Origin of the sequence: Desulfovibrio sp. Huiquan2017 (genome assembly GCF_017351175.1) — a bacterium.
In the GTDB taxonomy this organism is placed as follows: domain Bacteria; phylum Desulfobacterota; class Desulfovibrionia; order Desulfovibrionales; family Desulfovibrionaceae; genus Pseudodesulfovibrio.
Genome location: NZ_JAFMPN010000007.1, coordinates 83,057 through 99,826 on the forward strand (window position 1 = coordinate 83,057; position 16,770 = coordinate 99,826).

At 62.8% G+C, this 16,770-nt stretch carries 20 protein-coding genes; 10 read left to right on the forward strand and 10 right to left on the reverse strand.

The window, feature by feature from the left end:
• Positions 1-2 precede the first annotated feature (2 nt).
• On the reverse strand, positions 3-458 hold the full coding sequence (locus J0909_RS07155; RefSeq protein ID WP_286181859.1) for a MarR family winged helix-turn-helix transcriptional regulator: 456 nt from the start codon (positions 456-458) through the stop codon (positions 3-5).
• A 331-nt stretch (positions 459-789) separates the two neighbouring features.
• Between J0909_RS07155 and J0909_RS07160 the strand changes: the two genes are divergently transcribed.
• The 3 genes from J0909_RS07160 (at position 790) to J0909_RS07170 (ending at position 3,071) form a co-directional block, all read left to right on the forward strand.
• Positions 790-1,131 carry a DsrE family protein gene (locus J0909_RS07160; protein WP_207261662.1) on the forward strand — a complete coding sequence of 114 codons (342 nt, stop codon included), beginning with the start codon at positions 790-792 and terminating at the stop codon, positions 1,129-1,131.
• Between the two features lie 342 nt (positions 1,132-1,473).
• Complete coding sequence (locus J0909_RS07165; protein WP_207261663.1) at positions 1,474-2,958, forward strand: sodium-dependent transporter; 1,485 nt, start codon at positions 1,474-1,476, stop codon at positions 2,956-2,958.
• A gap of 11 nt (positions 2,959-2,969) precedes the next feature.
• On the forward strand, positions 2,970-3,071 hold the full coding sequence (locus tag J0909_RS07170) for a MetS family NSS transporter small subunit (RefSeq protein WP_207261665.1): 102 nt from the start codon (positions 2,970-2,972) through the stop codon (positions 3,069-3,071).
• Between the two features lie 328 nt (positions 3,072-3,399).
• Here J0909_RS07170 and trhA read toward each other — a convergent pair whose 3' ends face one another.
• The 4 genes from trhA to cbiM form a co-directional block, all read right to left on the reverse strand.
• Positions 3,400-4,041, reverse strand: coding sequence for a PAQR family membrane homeostasis protein TrhA (gene trhA / locus J0909_RS07175; RefSeq protein WP_207261667.1), 642 nt, complete (start codon positions 4,039-4,041; stop codon positions 3,400-3,402).
• A gap of 102 nt (positions 4,042-4,143) precedes the next feature.
• Positions 4,144-4,596, reverse strand: a complete 453-nt coding sequence (locus tag J0909_RS07180; RefSeq protein WP_207261669.1) for an RrF2 family transcriptional regulator — start codon at positions 4,594-4,596, stop codon at positions 4,144-4,146.
• Positions 4,597-4,857: 261 nt separating this feature from the next.
• On the reverse strand, positions 4,858-5,472 hold the full coding sequence (locus J0909_RS07185) for a NikL family nickel/cobalt ECF transporter subunit (protein WP_207261670.1): 615 nt from the start codon (positions 5,470-5,472) through the stop codon (positions 4,858-4,860).
• A 40-nt stretch (positions 5,473-5,512) separates the two neighbouring features.
• Positions 5,513-6,109 carry a cobalt transporter CbiM gene (cbiM, locus tag J0909_RS07190; protein WP_207261672.1) on the reverse strand — a complete coding sequence of 199 codons (597 nt, stop codon included), beginning with the start codon at positions 6,107-6,109 and terminating at the stop codon, positions 5,513-5,515.
• A gap of 203 nt (positions 6,110-6,312) precedes the next feature.
• On the opposite strand from cbiM, the gene J0909_RS07195 reads away from it, so the two are divergent.
• The gene (locus tag J0909_RS07195) at positions 6,313-7,560 is read left to right on the forward strand and encodes an HD domain-containing protein (protein WP_207261674.1); all 1,248 of its coding nucleotides are present in this window, start codon (positions 6,313-6,315) and stop codon (positions 7,558-7,560) included.
• Positions 7,561-7,615: 55 nt separating this feature from the next.
• On the opposite strand, the gene J0909_RS07200 is transcribed toward J0909_RS07195, so the two are convergent.
• Both J0909_RS07200 and rlmD read right to left on the reverse strand, forming a co-directional pair.
• A complete protein-coding gene (locus J0909_RS07200; protein WP_207261676.1) occupies positions 7,616-8,584 on the reverse strand; it encodes a substrate-binding domain-containing protein in 969 nt (322 codons plus the stop codon).
• Between the two features lie 120 nt (positions 8,585-8,704).
• On the reverse strand, positions 8,705-10,087 hold the full coding sequence (gene rlmD, locus J0909_RS07205; RefSeq protein WP_207261678.1) for a 23S rRNA (uracil(1939)-C(5))-methyltransferase RlmD: 1,383 nt from the start codon (positions 10,085-10,087) through the stop codon (positions 8,705-8,707).
• A 116-nt stretch (positions 10,088-10,203) separates the two neighbouring features.
• Here rlmD and J0909_RS07210 point away from each other — a divergent pair, with 116 nt between their 5' ends.
• The gene (locus J0909_RS07210; protein WP_207261841.1) at positions 10,204-10,512 is read left to right on the forward strand and encodes a hypothetical protein; all 309 of its coding nucleotides are present in this window, start codon (positions 10,204-10,206) and stop codon (positions 10,510-10,512) included.
• A complete protein-coding gene (locus tag J0909_RS07215; RefSeq protein WP_207261680.1) occupies positions 10,509-10,790 on the forward strand; it encodes a hypothetical protein in 282 nt (93 codons plus the stop codon). The genes J0909_RS07210 and J0909_RS07215 overlap by 4 nt, the downstream gene beginning before the upstream one ends.
• On the opposite strand, the gene J0909_RS07220 is transcribed toward J0909_RS07215, so the two are convergent.
• Entirely contained in the window at positions 10,787-11,551 is a 765-nt protein-coding gene (locus J0909_RS07220; protein ID WP_207261682.1) for a DUF3108 domain-containing protein, read from the reverse strand. The genes J0909_RS07215 and J0909_RS07220 overlap by 4 nt on opposite strands.
• 142 nt (positions 11,552-11,693) lie before the next feature.
• Here J0909_RS07220 and J0909_RS07225 point away from each other — a divergent pair, with 142 nt between their 5' ends.
• A complete protein-coding gene (locus J0909_RS07225; protein WP_207261683.1) occupies positions 11,694-12,185 on the forward strand; it encodes a CBS domain-containing protein in 492 nt (163 codons plus the stop codon).
• 86 nt (positions 12,186-12,271) lie between these two features.
• Here the strand turns inward: J0909_RS07225 and J0909_RS07230 are convergent, their stop codons facing one another.
• The gene (locus J0909_RS07230; protein ID WP_207261684.1) at positions 12,272-13,282 is read right to left on the reverse strand and encodes an HD-GYP domain-containing protein; all 1,011 of its coding nucleotides are present in this window, start codon (positions 13,280-13,282) and stop codon (positions 12,272-12,274) included.
• 7 nt (positions 13,283-13,289) lie between these two features.
• Positions 13,290-14,732 (reverse strand): pyruvate kinase, encoded by a 1,443-nt coding sequence (gene pyk, locus J0909_RS07235; protein WP_207261685.1) that lies wholly within the window; start codon positions 14,730-14,732, stop codon positions 13,290-13,292.
• A 280-nt stretch (positions 14,733-15,012) separates the two neighbouring features.
• Here pyk and J0909_RS07240 point away from each other — a divergent pair, with 280 nt between their 5' ends.
• Genes J0909_RS07240 through J0909_RS07250 form a run of 3 tightly spaced genes read left to right on the forward strand, consistent with a single transcriptional unit; the run spans position 15,013 to position 16,718 of the window.
• The gene (locus J0909_RS07240; protein WP_207261686.1) at positions 15,013-15,459 is read left to right on the forward strand and encodes a division/cell wall cluster transcriptional repressor MraZ; all 447 of its coding nucleotides are present in this window, start codon (positions 15,013-15,015) and stop codon (positions 15,457-15,459) included.
• Positions 15,460-16,440 (forward strand): 16S rRNA (cytosine(1402)-N(4))-methyltransferase RsmH, encoded by a 981-nt coding sequence (rsmH, locus tag J0909_RS07245; RefSeq protein WP_207261687.1) that lies wholly within the window; start codon positions 15,460-15,462, stop codon positions 16,438-16,440.
• Positions 16,437-16,718, forward strand: a complete 282-nt coding sequence (locus J0909_RS07250) for a hypothetical protein (protein ID WP_207261688.1) — start codon at positions 16,437-16,439, stop codon at positions 16,716-16,718. Before rsmH ends, J0909_RS07250 begins: the two co-directional genes overlap by 4 nt.
• Positions 16,719-16,770: the final 52 nt, after the last annotated feature.

A 16,770-nucleotide genomic window follows, 5' to 3' on the forward strand; every position in this document is an offset into this window, starting at 1 on the left:
GCTCACATATTGTCCGCGACTTCTTCAAGCTTTGCCAGGACACCTCGGAGGAAGGCTCTCTGCTCCGGCGACGCACCGGCCAAAAGGCCCTCGACTTGTACGTCAAATTCCCGGTGCAGCCGCTCATGCTCGGCATGGGCCACCTCACCTTTGGGCGTCAACCGCACCAAAATCCGCGACTGGTTGCGGAGATCCTTTTCCTTGACCACCATCCCTTTTCGTTCCAATTTCATGATGGTCTGGGAAACGGCCCCCCGAGTGACGCCGAGCCTTTCCGCAAGGGCCGAGACATGCAAATCCGGATTCTCCTTGATATGCTTGATCATATGGATTTCAGCTTCATAGAGCCGCTTGTCCGTCCCGTAACAGCCTTTTTTCTTTTCGGACTCAACCAGCTTCCATGCCACCCGCAAGATGGCGTAGCTGAGGTGCTCCGTCTTTTTTCCGTAAACGAACATGCCTTTATGTATAGCTGCTATACACACATGTCAACACCATATTTCGCACAACGCCCGTTGTTGGTTACCGCATCACCCCCGCGATTGGCTCATTGCAGGAGAGAAGAAGGCAGCCGGTCTGAAATCCGAAATTCCGCCTGCAAATGGCCTGCGCAAGGCGGTCCGCAACACGCCGTCGTAACCAACCGGGCGGAAGGACAGGCGGACAGGGCCCCAAAGGACGGGAAGGCCGCCGCGCTCCCGATCAGCCGGCCCGGTTGACGCAGCGCAGGCCCTCCGGCTACGGTCGGATGCCTGTCCTTTCGGGGTCCGACCAACACAAGGAGCGATCATGTACTGTCTCTACGCATTCAACGGCGAACTCATGTGCTTCGTCCACGTCCTGCTCAACGCCCTGGACATGAAGGAAAGGGGCAATGAGGCGATCATCGTCTTCGAGGGCATGGCCGTCACCCTCGTACCCGAGCTGGAAAAGACGGACAATCCGTTCCATGCGCTCTATCGGAAGGCCAAGGACGCGGGGCTGGTGGCGGGCGCATGCAAGGCGTGCTCGGCCAAGCTCGGGGTGCTCGACGCCGTGGAAAAGGCGGGGCTGCCCCTGCTCGCAGACATGTCCGGGCACCCGTCCATGGCCGCCTACCTGGCCAAGGGCTACACCATTCTGACCTTCTAATCGCGCGGTTGGCGCGCGGCGCGACCGCGCCGCGCGCACGGCCGAATCGTATTTTTCCCGGCATTTTTGCCCAAATAACCGGCAAACGTTCACCTATCCCCCGAAAAAATCGAATTTACCCCGGAAAAATCGACTTTCCTAAGTGGACATTCGGGGAATTTTGGCATACGGATATTGCGCTTTTACAGCAGTATCCGTTCGCGGACTAAGGGAAGGGACACCCGCAAGGGGAGTCCCATTCTCTTTTCCTCATTCCGGGCGTGACGGGTTCGTCCGTCCAGGCACCCGCCCCGGAACCGCGCGATGACAGTGCGGCGCACGCTAACAAAACGCAGGTGAAACATGGCTCAACGTGAACAATGGGGCTCCCGTGCCGGATTCGTTCTGGCCGCGGTCGGGTCCGCCATCGGCTTGGGAAATATCTGGCGCTTTCCCTACATGGCTTACGAGAACGGCGGCGGTGCCTTTCTCATCCCCTACATCTTCGCCCTGCTGACGGCGGGCATCCCCTTCATGATTCTTGAATTCGGCATGGGACAGAAATACCGGGGCTCCGCCCCCAAGGTCTTCCGCGCCCTGGGCAAGAAGTGGGAGTGGATCGGCTGGATGCAGGTGCTCGTTGCCCTGGTCATTTCCATCTACTACGTGGCCGTCATCGGCTGGACCATCAACTACACCGGTTTCGCCCTGAACCAGTCCTGGGGGGCCGATCCCAAGGCGTTCTTCTTCGGCGACTACCTGGGCCTGAGCGACGCCCCGCTGCACCTGGGCGGCATCCGCTGGCCCATCCTGGCCTCCTGCACCCTGGCCTGGGGCATCACCTGGCTGGCCATCACCTCGGGCGTGCGCAAAGGCATCGAACGGGCCTGCAAGATTCTGATCCCCCTGCTCTTCGTCCTGGTCCTCGCACTCATCGCCCGCGTGATCTTCCTTCCCGGAGCCATGACCGGGCTGAACTATCTGTTCCACCCCGACTTCTCCAAGTTGGCCGACTTCTCGGTCTGGGCCGACGCCTACGGTCAGATATTCTTTTCCCTGTCCATCGGCTTCTCCATCATGCTGGCCTACTCCAGCTACCTCCCCGAGGACTCCGACATCAACAACAACGCGGCCATGACCGTGTTCATCAACTGCGGCTTCTCCCTGCTGGCGGGCATCATGATCTTCTCCGTGCTCGGCAACATGGCCCACGCCACCGGACAGGACGTGTCCGACGTGGCCGGAGCGGGCGTTGGACTGGCCTTCATCACCATCCCGGCAGCCATCAACACCATGCCCGCCCCCACCTTCGTGGGCACCCTGTTCTTCCTCTGCCTGACCATGGCCGGAGTAAGCTCGCACATCTCCATCGTCGAGGCCGTCAGCTCGTCCTTCATCGACAAGTTCGGTATCAACCGCAAGCGGGCCGCCACCCTGGTCTGCGGATTCGGTTTCCTGGTGACCCTGGCCTTCACCACTGGCGGCGGCCTGCTCATCCTCGACATCGTCGATCACTTCATCAACAACCTGTGCATTCTCGGCATGGCCCTGGCCGAAATCATACTCATGAGCTACATCATCGGCCTCGACGAGATGAACGCCCACATCAACGCGGTCTCGGACTTCAATGTCGGCACCGCGTGGCGGCTCTGCCTCAAGCTCATCACCGTGGCCGTGCTCGGCTACACCTTCGTCATGAACATCGTGACCGACCTGGGCACCCCCTATGGCGGCTACGCGCAACCCGACCTCGTCCTGCTCGGCTGGGGCTTGCTGCCCGTGACCTTCGTCCTCGCCCTGGTTCTGAGCCGACGCCAACCGGCCTACGGCTTCGCCCGCCAAAACTAAGGAGTCCCGCCATGACCACTACTGCAATTATCATGATGTGCATCGGCCTCGGCGTCACCTGGGGCGGCGCCGCCTTCTGTGTCCGCCTCGCCATCAGGAACAACCGCCACTAGGCAATCACACACACGCAAAAGAAGGGCCGGAACGCACATCGTTCCGGCCCTTCTTTTTTCCGCCCCGGTCGGGACCCGCTCCACCTTCGGTCCCGCACGCCCAACCGCCCCAAAAGACTCCGGCGGGAACTCCCTTTCCACCGTCACCTCCCCACGCCTTTCAGCGTCCGCAGCGAAGCGGCCCCGACGCGTCCCGACGCATGGAGGCTTTAAGCGTGATGTGGCGGTGCGTTTTTCGAGGGGTGGCCGCCGCAGCGTATTGTTGCATACGGGAGGATCGGCCGTGTCCTCGGAGAATGCGCCGACGCGCCGCTATCGGAAGCCGCCGCTACACATACCAGTACATGACGACGAAGTGGCAGAACGAGCCGCCAATGACGAAGAGATGGAAGATCTCGTGGAACCCGAAGAGCCGGGGAAACGGGTCGGGCCACTTGATGGCGTAGATGACCGCGCCGACGGAGTACACCAGGCCGCCCGCCACCAGCCAGACGAGGGACGCGGGCGACATCGTCTTGACCAGGGGATAGATGCCTACCAGCACGAGCCAACCCATGGCCAGATAGATGCCCGTGGACAGCTTGCGCGGGGCGTTCATCCAGAAAACCTTCATAAGAATGCCCGCCAGGGCCAATCCCCAGACGCCCCCGAACATGGACCAGCCCCACGGCCCGCGCAGGGGAATGAGGCAAATGGGGGTGTAGGTGGCCGCGATGTAGAAGAAGATCATGGAGTGATCCACCCGACGCAGGACACCGACCCAATACTCACTGACCGGCAGCCAATGGTACAGGGTGGAGGCCGTGTAGAGCAGGATCATGCCCCCGCCGAAGATGGAGAAGGTCACGATGTGCCACGGCAGGGCCGGGTTGACCGAACGCACGATGAGCAGCACCGTGGCGAGCACGGCCAACGCCGCGCCGATGCAGTGGGTCAAGCCGCTGACGGGATCACGCAGGGAAAAGGTCATAAGGGCTCCTCGGCTTTTTCAGCCATGTAGCCACTATCGCACACTTGCTCACGGCAAACAAGCGTTTCACGGCGACCGGCGAGCCGAAATCCGCGGGCCCGGTCAGAATCCGCCCCGGCTCCACGGCTCCACGGAAGAACTCCCACATTGCTCGGCGTCGTTGATCAGGTCGGCCAGGGTGAAGGTATTCAGCCGCTCGTACATGGCGTCGGCCGCCTCCTGCCACAACCGGCGGGTCAGACATTCCTTCATGCGGGCGCAGCCCTTGTCGCCGGAGCGGCACTCCACCAGGGAGCCATCGCCCTCCAGGGCGTGGACCACCTCGCCGATGGGGATCTCGGTCGCGGGCTTGGCCAGGGAATGGCCGCCGCGCGGCCCGCGCTTGGACTTGACGAAGCCCACATCCTTGAGCTTGCGGATGAGTTTTTCCAGATACTTGGCGGAAACTCCCTGGCGGTCCGCGATGTCCTGAATGCGCACCGGGCCGTCCTGCCCGTTCTGGGCGATGTCGAGCATCATGCGGGTCCCGTAGCGGCTCCGTGTGGTCAATTTCATATGTGCCCTCTCCTGTGGTTGTGATCCAATATATTTTCAATCGGTCATGAAAAACATCAGGCCGCCCCGAACAGGGGCGTCACGGCAGGATGCCCACGGCAATGGACATGGGAATGCAGGACGCAATCAGCCCCCTGTCCGTCCCCTTCCGAACCATCCATCCGGGTAATCCCGTATCTTGCCGTAGGGGAATTAGCACAAAAAAAAGGCCGCGACAACAATCGCGACCTTTCAGGTCTGATTCTTAACGCGCGCGGCGAATCATGGCCTGCGGCGGCTCTGCACGTAGGCGGCGACGCCGAACAGGCCGAAAATCCAGCCGATACCGCCGAGGATCTCGACCATGGACGGCCCGGCATCGTGCATCTCGGCCAGCATGCGTTTAAGGGGTTCAACCTCACGCCTGACAACGGCCTCCACCTGGTCGGCGGTCAGGCCGGTCGCCGGAGCCGCTGCGGAAGCCGAAGGCGCGGCGGGCTGCAAAGCGGCCGGGGCCTCTTCGGCGACCATGTCGGACACGGGCCGGGGGGCGTCCGCGAATTCATCGTACTTGACGGTCCATTCGGCCTGATGGCCTTGTCCGGCCTTGAGCAGCAGCCGCAAGTCCATCTTCTTTTCCCGAGCCGCCTCGGGAATGACAAAGGCGAACTGGCCCTGATCGTCGGTCGTGCCCTTCAGAAGTTGAATGCCGGTGGCGGCGTCATAGACCTCCACCTCGCCCTGGTGGACGCGGCTGGTGCGGCTGTAGCCGCTGTCCGTGACGATGCGGTCGCCGTCCACGTAGGCGAAAATGTTCACCTTGTGGGCCTCGGACACGGCGGTCAGGCAGAGAGTCGCGGCCAAGGCCAGGCACACGGCGATGATCAGGCGGTTCATGACAACTCCTCGGTTTGTCGGGTGAAAACTGCGGGCCGGTTCAACAACTCAGGACCTCGGGTTTGACCTTGGCCAGAAAGGCGTAGGCGAAGCCGGTGATGACGCCCTCAATGGCCATGATGGGCAGGTGCGCGATGAACAGCACCTGGGCCGCTTCGACGAACTCGTCGCCGGACAGGGCCAGGGCCCCGGCGGTCAGGGTGGCGCTCAGAAGCATGGCCAGGAACCCGCAGGCGAAGGCGGCGGCGAATCGGCGGCCGGCGCCGCGCATGAGCATGGGCCGGAAAAGATAATAGCAGAGCACGGCGGGCGCGGCCATGTCGAAACAGTTGACGCCGAGCGAGGTCAACCCGCCATACTGGAAAAGCACGGCCTGGAGGGTGAGGGCCACCAGTATGGACGGAAACGCCGCCCAGCCCAGAACCACTCCGAGCAGGCCGCCCAGGATGAGGTGCCCGCTGGACGGGCCGATCGGTACGTGAATGAGCGAGGCGATGAAAAAAGTCGCGGACAGGATGGCCACGGACATGATCCGGTCGTAGTCGATCTTCTTCAGGCCTATGGCCGTGCCGACCACGGTGAGAGCCGCCCCACCCAGGAGAACCGGTCCCGAAAGAACCCCTTCCGATATGTGCATAGATCCCGCTTTGCGTCATCGCGGACGAATCAACCCACGGACTTTCAGGGAGATTCCGCCAACGTGTTAACAATTGGAAATTTGTATACACCCGCCATATTGGTTTTACAAGCGGAGTTTGCGCCCGGCGCGGCAAGCGGCGTGTTGCCTTCCCCGGCCATTTTCGGCACTCTTGCCCGGCACGGTAACCAAAGGGAGCGACCATGTCCGTCATCATCCGAAAAAGCCTGCTCGAACTGATCTTCTCCGGTGCGTTCATGAAACGCTGGAATGACAAGCTGCGGCCCATGGAGCTGGTGGAGGTGGACAAACAGGGGCACAAGATGATCGTTGCCTGGCTGCTCTTCCTGCTCAACTCGCGGGACATGGACGTGGCCCGCAAGCGGGCCCTGGGCGAGGCCATCATCGAGGGCGGCATCTTCGACTACCTCTACCGGCTGGTCATAACGGACATCAAGCCGCCGGTCTTTTACCGCATCAAGGAAAATGCCGAGGACTACCGGACCCTGACCAACTGGGTGCTCGAAGAGCTGACCCCGCGCATCATGCCCCTGGGCGAGGACTTCATCCGACGCATGGGCCAGTACCTCATGCACCCCGAGGACAAGGGACTGGCGCGGCGCATTCTCCATGCCGCCCATCTGTACGCCAGCTACTCGGAGTTCAAGCTGCTCAAGTCCATCAACCGCATGGACCACGAACTGATCGAAATCGAGCAGAGCTTCATCGACCGGCTGGAGGCCATGCGCGACTTGAACGGCGTGGCCGAACTGCTCGACGAGGACGGCACGGTCCTCGGCGGATTCGCGCGCATGTGCGGACGGCTCAGGTTCCAGAAACGCTGGTCCCAGACCCCGCGCGTACCCGAAACCTCGGTGCTGGGGCACATGTTCATCGTGGCCGCCTACTCCTGGTTTTTCTCCATGGAAGTGGGAGCGTGCCGCGCCCGCAGCCAGAACAATTTCTTTTCCGGCCTGTTCCACGACCTGCCCGAGTTGCTCACCCGGGACATCATCTCCCCGGTCAAGGCGGCCTCCCGCGACATCAGCGACCTGATCCACGAGTATGAAATACTGGAGTTGCACCGGGTGGTCCTCAACCCCCTCAAGGAAGGCGGCTACACGGACATTGCCGACCGGCTGGAATACTTCCTCGGCCTGGAGGCGGGCAGCGAATTCAAGGCCACCGCGGTCGTGGACGGCGTCATCACCGAGGCCTCGGACGCCGATCTGGCGGGCCGGTACAACCACGACACCCTGGACCCCAAGGACGGCCCCCTGCTCAAGGTCTCGGACTCCCTCGCCGCCTACATCGAGGCGCATACCGCGCTGAAGAACGGCATTTCCTCGGGCCAGCTCCACCACGCGCTTTACCGCATCCAGCAAACATACCGGAAACGTCCGGTCGTGGCCGGTGTCCAGGTCAGCGCCCTGCTGGCGGATTTTGATTAGGAAGCAACCGCCGTAATCCCCCGGGAGAACCGGGGCTCCCCGATAGAGACTGCGACTAGGGCCGGGGCCCCCCACTGCCGCACGGCTCCCCGCCCAATGCCGCGTCGTCGGCGTCGGTGACCAAGCGCGCCTCGGTGACGATGCGTTTGGGGACCGACTTGCCGTTGAGGATGTCGCAGGCCGTGGAAACTCCAAGGTAGCCCATACGATAGGGCTGTTGGACCATGACGGCGCTGAGCAGTCCCCCCCGAAGGGCCTCGCGTATCTCCGGCGTGGAGTCAAAGCCCACGACCGCAATCTTGCCCGCCAGGCCCAGTTCGCCGATGGCCTGGATGCAGCCGAGAGTGACCACCTCCGCCGGGGCGAACACGGCCCGGACCTTGGGATGGGTGCGCAACAGGCCCAGAACCCGGTGATAGGCGCTGCCCTCGCTCACGCCGATGTAATCGCTGACGATCAGTCCCTTGCCCCCGGTTTTCTCCACGACCCTGTGGGCGAAACCCTGCTCCCGCTCGACGGTCGATTCATTGCCCTCTTTGAAACGCAGCAACAGGATGGGGTCGCGGCCAGGCTGCACCTTGCTCAGCAGAAAGTCCGCGGCCGTGCGCCCGGCGACTCCGTTGTCCGTGGCGATGAGGCTGTCGCGCGCATCCCCCTGCAAAGGCGAATCAATGATCACCACGGCGATGCCTGCCGCCCGCGCCCGGGCCACGGTCTCGGCCAGCTTGGTGGCGTGGGTGGGCGCGATGACGAGGGCATCGACCCTGTCCACCACCCCGTCCCGGATGATCCCGTCCTGAGCCTGGGGGTCCTCATGGTCCATGGGCCCCCGGAAGATCACCCGCACGCCTCGGTCGGCCCCCCCTTCCAGGGCGCCTTCCCGGACCTGCCGCCAATAATGGCCCGATTCCACCTTGGGCACGACCAATACGCGCAGCTCCTCGGCGAAAGCCGCCGAAGGCTGAAAACACCACAGAAGGCTCCAGAGGGACATAGCTGCGAAAAACAGCGCCATCCTGCGCATACCGGTACCAACTCCTTTACCGGCCATGACGGCCGACAGACTGTATGCGGCCCTGCCCTCTCCGGCGTTGCGGATCACCGCGATCCGCCCGGCCGCACCACGCCCCAGAGGAAGCTCCCCTTACTTCAACTCCAGCAGGGCCACGGTCTCCACGTGATGGGTATGGGGAAACATGTCCACGGCCCTGGCGCGCTTGAGGGCGTATCGTTCCGAAAGGCGCTTGACGTCGCGGGCCAGGGTGGTGGGGTCGCAGGACACGGCCAGGATCCTTTTCGGGGCCAGGGCGAGGATGGCCTTGGCCGTATTCTCGTGGATGCCCGCGCGGGGCGGGTCGACCACCAGGACGTCCACTTTGGGCAGCCCCTTGAGGGCGGCCGGGCTGTCCAGGGAAGCGGCGGTAAATCCACAATTGTCCAGCTTGTTCAACTTGGCGCTGGACCATGCCTTGGACACGGCCTCTTCGCTGACCTCCACGCCCACGACCTTCTTCACCGCATCCGCCAGAAAGATGCCGATGGCCCCGATGCCGCAGTAGAGATCGAGCACGGTCTCGCTGCCGGTGAACCCGCCGAACTCGCGCACGGTCCCGAAGAGTTCGCCCGCCCCGGCCGTATTGGTCTGGAAAAAGGCGTTGGGTCCGAGATGATAGCGAGCCTGGCGGTCGCCGTGTTCGACCATCTCGGTCACGGCGCGGGCGCCCAGGCGGAAGACCATCTTCTCGCCCGTGGCCGCCAGGGAACGGCGGGCCCTCGAAGAGTGGACAAAGGCGGTCAGATCCGGAAAGCGGTCGGCCAGGATTTCACCCAACTCCTCGGCCCGGCCATAGTCGCCCGGGGCCTCGGCCGTGATCAGGTGGACCATGATCTCGTTCAGCGCAGTGTGACGGACGACCAGATGCCGCCAGAACCCGGCGTCGGCGGCAGGATCGTAGGCGGGCAGGCCCGAGGCGCGGACGAAATCGCGCGCCGTGCGCAGAATCTCCATGTCCCGCCGCCCGCACAGATGGCATTCCTCGATGTCCAGAACCGGGGCCAACCCCTTGTCCCCGGCGGGAAGAACGGCGCGCAGCCCCAGGTGCGGACCATCATCGCGCTGCTCGAAGGCGAACTCCATCTTGTTGCGGTAGTTCCAGACCACGGGTGAGGCAGCGGGGGCGTCCAGGACGAAATCCTCCACCCCGCCGATGCGCCTGAGCGCGTTTTCCACCTGGGCCGCCTTCTGGGCCACCTGCTCGGCATATTCCAGATCCTGGACCGCGCAGCCGCCGCATTGCCCGAAATGGGGGCACTTCGGCTCCACCCGATGGGGCGAGGGCGCGACCACGGTTTCGAGCACGGCTTCGGCGAACCGTTTCTTGGCCTTGACCACGCGGGCCGTAACCGTGTCGCCGGGCAGCCCGCCCGCCACGAACACGGCCATGCCGTCCACATGGGCGACGCCCCGGCCACCGAAGGCCAAGGACTCTATGGAACATTCTATGATATCGTCTTTCTGCAAGGGCATAAAAGCCTCCTCGGTTCCGATTGCGCACACCATGGCACGCCGGGACGCGGTATACAATGATAGGTTGTGGAAATGGGATTTGACACGGATTCTCCCGGCTGTCTATGGTTTACGCCATGCTCGACAAGGCCACCGCCCTGCCCGCGCTGCTGCGCCGCCTGAGCGGCCTGCCCATGGGCCACGCCCTGGACCTGCGCACTTACAAACGCAACCGATCCGTGCTCATCCGGCGCACGGACGCGGACCGGTTCCACGTAACCGAGGAAGGCTTCCGCCGCGAGGTCTTCCAGGTCCCCTTCTCCGACTTGAAAAAGCTGCTCAAGGTCCTGTTCAAACGGGAATTTCCCCGCTCCACGAAAATCCGGGTCTACGACCTGGGCGCGGCCGACGGCCAGGACCTGCCCACGGGGCGCAAGGTCATATGATCGACCTAGGCTCGGCCCTGCCCACGTTCCTCTCCCGCCTGAAACGGCTGCCCGACGGCGCAGTCCTCACGCTGTTGACCTTCAAGCGCGACCGTGGCGTGGCCGTGCGCAAAAACGGCGAAGGATTCGAGATCCGCGAATTCGGCTACCGGAACGAAACGGTCGAAGAAGACGCGGCGGGCCTCAAAAAACGGCTCAAGGCCGTGCTCAAGCGGGAGTTCCCCCGATCCAACAAGGTCCACCTGCTGGAAGACCGGGAGGCCACGCGTCGGGCCTAGCCCCGAACGGGCGGACGGTATTCGCGCAGGGTCATGGTGAAGGAACCGACCGCCACCTTGGAGCGGACCTTGACCGGAAGACGCCGGTCGTCGGCCGAAAACCACACGTACAGCCGGGCATCCTTGGACTTTTTGAAGACCCCGGACAGATGCCGGATGTCCAGGCGCACGCGGTAGGCATCCACATCGCCTATGCCGGTTTCCACGGTCTCCCGGTCCTCCACGAACGCCTTGCCCACCACGGAGACCTTGCCGTCGGACACATTGGCATCGAACTCCATACCCTTGTACAGGGCCTCCTTGCGAAAGGCGAACAGGATGGACATGGGGTCAAAGACGTCCCTGGGTTGGTCCAGGGTATGCTGCAACTTGCCCCGGGCGTAGCGGTAGGACTTGTCGGTCTTCTTGTCGAAAACCAGATCCACCTTCTTGTGGTAGGAGCCCTCGTTCTGGTCCTTTCGATAGCGCAAGGCGTAGTTGACCCCCAGGTCGGTCCAGGCCTCCATGGTGTCGCGAACCTTGTAGAAGGTATCCACCCAGCCCAGCGTCCGCGCCTTGGCGAAAAAATAGCGCGCGGGCACGCCGTCCATCTCCGTGTCGTCCAGGCAGTGCAACTCGGCACGGCCCGCGTGGATCACGGTCCAATGGATGTCGTAATAAAGCGTCTCGCCCGGCCCGAAAGGCGGGGACGGTTCCCCGGCGGACCCGGCGGGCAGGACCAGGAACATCACCAACAGGACGGCCAAAAGGATTTTGCGCATATGCCATAATCGCCATCAACCGGGGGCAAGTCAAGGAGAGAGCCTCTAACCACGCCGTTGTTATGGACAAATACCCGCGCACGCGATAGGGAAGGGAAAGACGAAGCCCCGACTCACAGCAAGTTACCGGAGGAAAGCCCCTATGATGCTCAGAAAGCGCGCCTGGGACATGATGCGCGACGAATACCCGACCGTACAGGAAGACGCCAGCCTGGCCGAGGCCATCCGCGTCATGCGCAAGGCCATGGTGGACGCCCCGGACTCACAGGTGGTGGTGGTCAAGACCAAGGGCGGCAAGCTCAAGGGGACCATCAACCTGTGGCAGTTGTTCAAGGCGGTCAAGCAGTCGGTGCTCAAGGACGAAAACCTGACCATGGACGGCGAGGTGGACTGGGACCAGCAGTTCGCCAACGCCTGCCTCATCTGCACCCAGCTCCGGCTCGACGAGTACATCATCCCCAACCCGCCGCTGCTCCGGCCCAACGATCCCATCCTGGTGGTCCTGGACGTCTTTCTCAAATCCCGCCGCGACTGGGCCCTGGTGGTGGAGGCCGACAAGGTCATGGGCGTGGTCTACGTCACCGACGTCTACCGCGACATGACCCGCGACATGGTCCAGATATTCAAGGGCTAATGATCCGGGCAATACGACGCCAAAGGCCCGCTCCGATTGGAGCGGGCCTTTTTTTCGGCGCTTCGGCGTGAAACGGACGGCGCGGGCTACTTCATTTTCAGGTCGATCAAAAGCAGCATTTGCAAGGCCTTGGTGAGCTCCGGGTCGTAGCGGGGGTCCTGAGCCAGGGACGTGGCCGCCTGGACGGGGCTCATGGGCTCCGCATACGGACGCTTGGTGACCATGGCGCAGAAGGAATCGGCCACGGCGGTCAGTCTGCCGGGAAACTCCTGCTTGACCGATTTGAGCGGATAGCCCGAGCCGTTCAGCCGTTCGTGGTGCTCGGTCACGCACTGGTCCATCTCGGCGTAGCGCAGGCCGAGCTTGCCGAGCATCTCGAAGCCCACCTTGGTGTGCCCGTTGACCTTGGCGCGCTCCTCGCCGGTCAGCGGCTTGTCCTTGGTGCGGATGAACAGGGGCACCTTGGCCATGCCCAGGTCGTGCAGGAAGAGCCCCGCCAGAACGCGGTCGAAAGTGGGCCGCTTGACCCCTTCCGCGAACCCCTTCTCCTTGGTCTTGGCCCATAGGGCCAGGCCGAGAAAGCCGCTGTTCATCGAGTGGTTCTCCAGGGAATGCTCCTTGTGCAGCCGCCGGACCAGCGCCCGGGAGCGGCTCATGTCGCTGTAGAGGTATTCGGACAGGACCATGAGGTCCACCCAGAGCTTATCGAAAACCGCCTTGACCGGCTGCTCGAAGAACTCGGCCAGCCGGCGGGTCAGGGCCTGGGTGAAGATGTCCGCGATTTCCTTTTCCTTGAGATTCCCGTCCACCAGGACCAGGTCCAACTGGTAGCTGATGTGCTTGACGTAGACAGGATGGTCCTCCCGCGAGACGAAGACCAGACCCTGGTTGGTCAGGTCGGTCAGCTCGGCGACCTGGTCGTTGGAGAGCCTGCCGCCGACCTTGTAATAGGGAATAACCCGGGCCACGTCCTCTTTGAAGGTGAAGATGTTCAGAGGGGGGCGGTATTTGTTGAAGCTGCCCAGGATGTCGGCGCTGACCTGGTAGTACTCTTCGTTGAGCCCATCGGGGATGTCGTGCTTCTGGTCGGCTCGCATAGGTCGGCTAGTCCTCTTCCTTGCTCAGTTTCTGGTACAGTTTGACTACGTTGGTCTGGGTCGTGGACTTGCCCCGCTCAGGCTGTCCCGCCGTGATGATGACGATGTCCCCTTCCACGAAGTCCGTGCATTGGCGGACAAAGACCTCGGCCCGCTCCTGGTGGTCATGAATGACGTCCAGCGGTATGGCCGGAATAACCCCCCAGGACAGGTTCGTGAAATGCCTGACCGTGCTGTCCGACGACAGGGCGTAGATGGATTGTTTGGGACGGCAGGAGGAGAGCAGCCGCGAGGTGGCTCCGGAAGTGGAATGACAGACGATGGCCCGGGCATTGGTCTTGCCCGCGAGCAAGGCCGCGGCGTAGGCCAGGAAAGTCGAGGGATGCTCCCGGGCGCTGCCCCGGTCCAGCTCGGCGTGACCGGGCTCGAACATGAAGGCCTCGATCTGGTAGGCGATCTTGCGCATGAACCGGACGGTCTCGCCGGGATAATTGCCGATGGCGGTTTCCTCGGAGAGCATGACGCAGTCCGCCCCGTCCAGGATGGCGTTGGCCACGTCCGTGGTCTCGGCCCGCGTGGCCATGGGCGAGTTGACCATGGACAGGAGCATCTGGGTGGCCACGATGACCGGCTTGCCCGCCTCGTTGCACGACTTGATGATCCGCTTCTGGGCCACGGGCAGTTCGGCCAGATCCAACTCCAGGCCGAGGTCGCCGCGCGCGACCATGATGCCGTCGGCCTCCTGGATGATCTCGTCCAGGCAGTCCAGGGCCGCGGTGCGTTCGAGCTTGGCCACGATGGGCAGCTGCCGACCATGCTGGGCCATCTCCCGGCGCAGGCTGCGGATGTCCTCGGGCTTCTGCACGAAACTCATGGCCACCACGTCCACGCCCAGCTCCATGCCGAAGGCCAGGTCTTTCTTGTCCTTGTCGGTCAGCGGAGCCAGCGGGGTCTTGGTGCCCGGGAAGGTGATGCCCTTGCGCGGCGGGCACATGCCCGAGTTTGTGGCCTTCAGGCGGATCAGGTGTTCGTCCTCGACGGCCACCACGTTGAAACGGATCATGCCGTCGGACAGGGCCACGGGATCGCCGACCTTCAGCCCGTGGAACATTTCGGGGATGTCCAGACAGATGAACGGCTCTTTGATGCCCTCGACCTTGTCCGGAGTACCCAGCATGACCTCGGTTCCCTTGGTCACCTCAAAGGCCCCGAGCCCCACGTCGCAGGTGCGGATCTTGGGGCCGGACAGGTCCTGGAGCACGGTCAGGGTCAGACCGGTCTCCTCTTCCAGCTGTCGGATGACCTGGACCATCTGGGCGAAGAACTCCGTGCCGCCGTGAGAAAAATTGAGCCGGAAGATCTTGGCCCCGGACTCGACCAGTTCCTTGACCGCCTCATAGGACCCGGTGGCCGGGCCCAAGGTGGATATTATCTTTATATGCCTGTCCATGACAGCCTCCCCGCCCCGGCCCGCCCCCCATGGGAGCGCCCCCGCCGAAGCTCTTCTTGTGTTTGAATTTACAGAACAATAGGCAATGGCCCTTATTCGGAATTGGTGCAAGTCTAGGCGCGGGACGCGAAAAAATCAATGAAACTCGGTGAATTTCGCCTGCCGCTTACCGCCGGGACGGTTGACTTTCCCTTGAATTTCGCGCAGAGGTGGGAAGAAGTGGAATTTAGTGTAGACATAGTGTAAAGATGTGGAGCAAGATGAGGCTCCGGGGGATTTGATGAAGTTCAGAGGTCACGCACATAGAAGCCTGGACGACAAGGGTCGGCTTATTCTGCCGCCCGAGTTCCGGGACGCGATCCGTTCGGAGTTGCCGGACGGGGTCATTGTGCTGACCATCTTCGACAAGCATGTCATCGGCATCACCCCCGAACAATGGGACAAGCTTGAACGCGAACTGGAGTCGATCAAATCGCCCAGCCGCGCGCTGCAGAACACCATACGGCTGCTGAACCTGGGGTACACCGAAACCCCGGTGGGCAAGCAGGGGCGCATTGCCATTCCCGCGCACCTGCGCAAGTCCGGCAAGCTCGACAAGGATGTGGTGGTCATCGGCGCGGGCAGGCGGTTGGAAATCTGGTCCGCCGAAGCTTTCGAAGACCTGCTCGACCAGGACTATGACGTGTCCATGGAGCTGGCCGAAAACAACGTCTCCCTGCCCTTCTAAATGAAGCCGGGAGAAGTCAGCCCCGCCTCGCTCCACACCACGGTTCTTTTACATGAAGTGGTTCGGTGGCTCAGGCCACGCCCCGGCGGCCGCTACATGGACGGCACCCTGGGCATGGGCGGCCACAGCCTGGCGCTTCTCGAAGCGGCGGGCGAAGGGGCCGAGCTCGTGGGGCTCGACCGGGACCGGGAGGCATTGGCGCTCGCAACCAGACGGCTTGAGCCGTTCGCGGACCGCGCGCACCTCTTCCACCTGCCCTTTTCCCGGTACGAGGAAGCCCTGGACGAGATCGGCTGGGAGACGATCGACGGCGCGGTCCTGGACCTCGGCGTCTCCTCCCTGCAACTGGACGAAGCGGAAAGAGGATTCAGCTTCATCCACGACGGGCCCTTGGACATGCGCATGGACCCGGACGTCGGCCCTTCGGCCGAAGTGCTGGTCAATACGCTGAAACACGGAGAGTTGGCGCGGATCATCCGGGTGTACGGGGAGGACCCCCTGGCCGGAAAGATCGCGTCGGCAATAGTGAGGGAACGGGAGAAGGAAACGATCACAAGGACGCTTCAACTGGCCGAGATAGTGCGGCTGGCCTACCCGCCGAAGATGCGGCACACGGCCCGCAACCATCCGGCGACCCGGACCTTCCAGGGACTGCGCATAGCGGTCAACAGGGAAACTGAGGAACTTGAACATTACCTTGCAACGATAGTCGGACGCCTGAAACCAGGCGCGAGGCTGGCCATAATTTCGTTTCACTCCCTGGAGGACAGGGCCGTGAAGCACGCATTTCGGGATGCCGCCAAAGGGTGCAAATGCCCCCCGCATCAACTCCACTGCACCTGCGGCGGCGTGCCCGAAATGAAAGTGCTGACCAAGAAACCGGTGGCCGCCTCGGACGCCGAGCGGGACGCCAACCCCCGGGCCAGGAGTGCCAAGCTCCGGGTGGCGGAACGGCTTGGACCCGACGGAGAAGAAGCATGAGCAAGACCGACAAGACGCTCCTCTGGATGGTGCTGAGCCTGCTGGGCATGGCGCTGTTCCTCGGTTTGGGAGCGGTCTGGTTGAATATCGAGCGCATGGACCTGGCATACGACCTGCGCAAGATGGAGCAGAGCCTGGGCCGGAAAGAGGATCTGGCCGCGAAACTGACGGTTGAGAGGAACAATCTGGTTTCGCCCTACAGACTGAAAAAGCTTGCGGGCCAGCTCGGCCTGGGAGTGGCGGCGCCGGGCCAGATACGGCGCATAGCTTCGCAATAGCGACGCGCTTTACGCCATATAACGCGCCGCCATAGTGGGAAACAGGGAATAC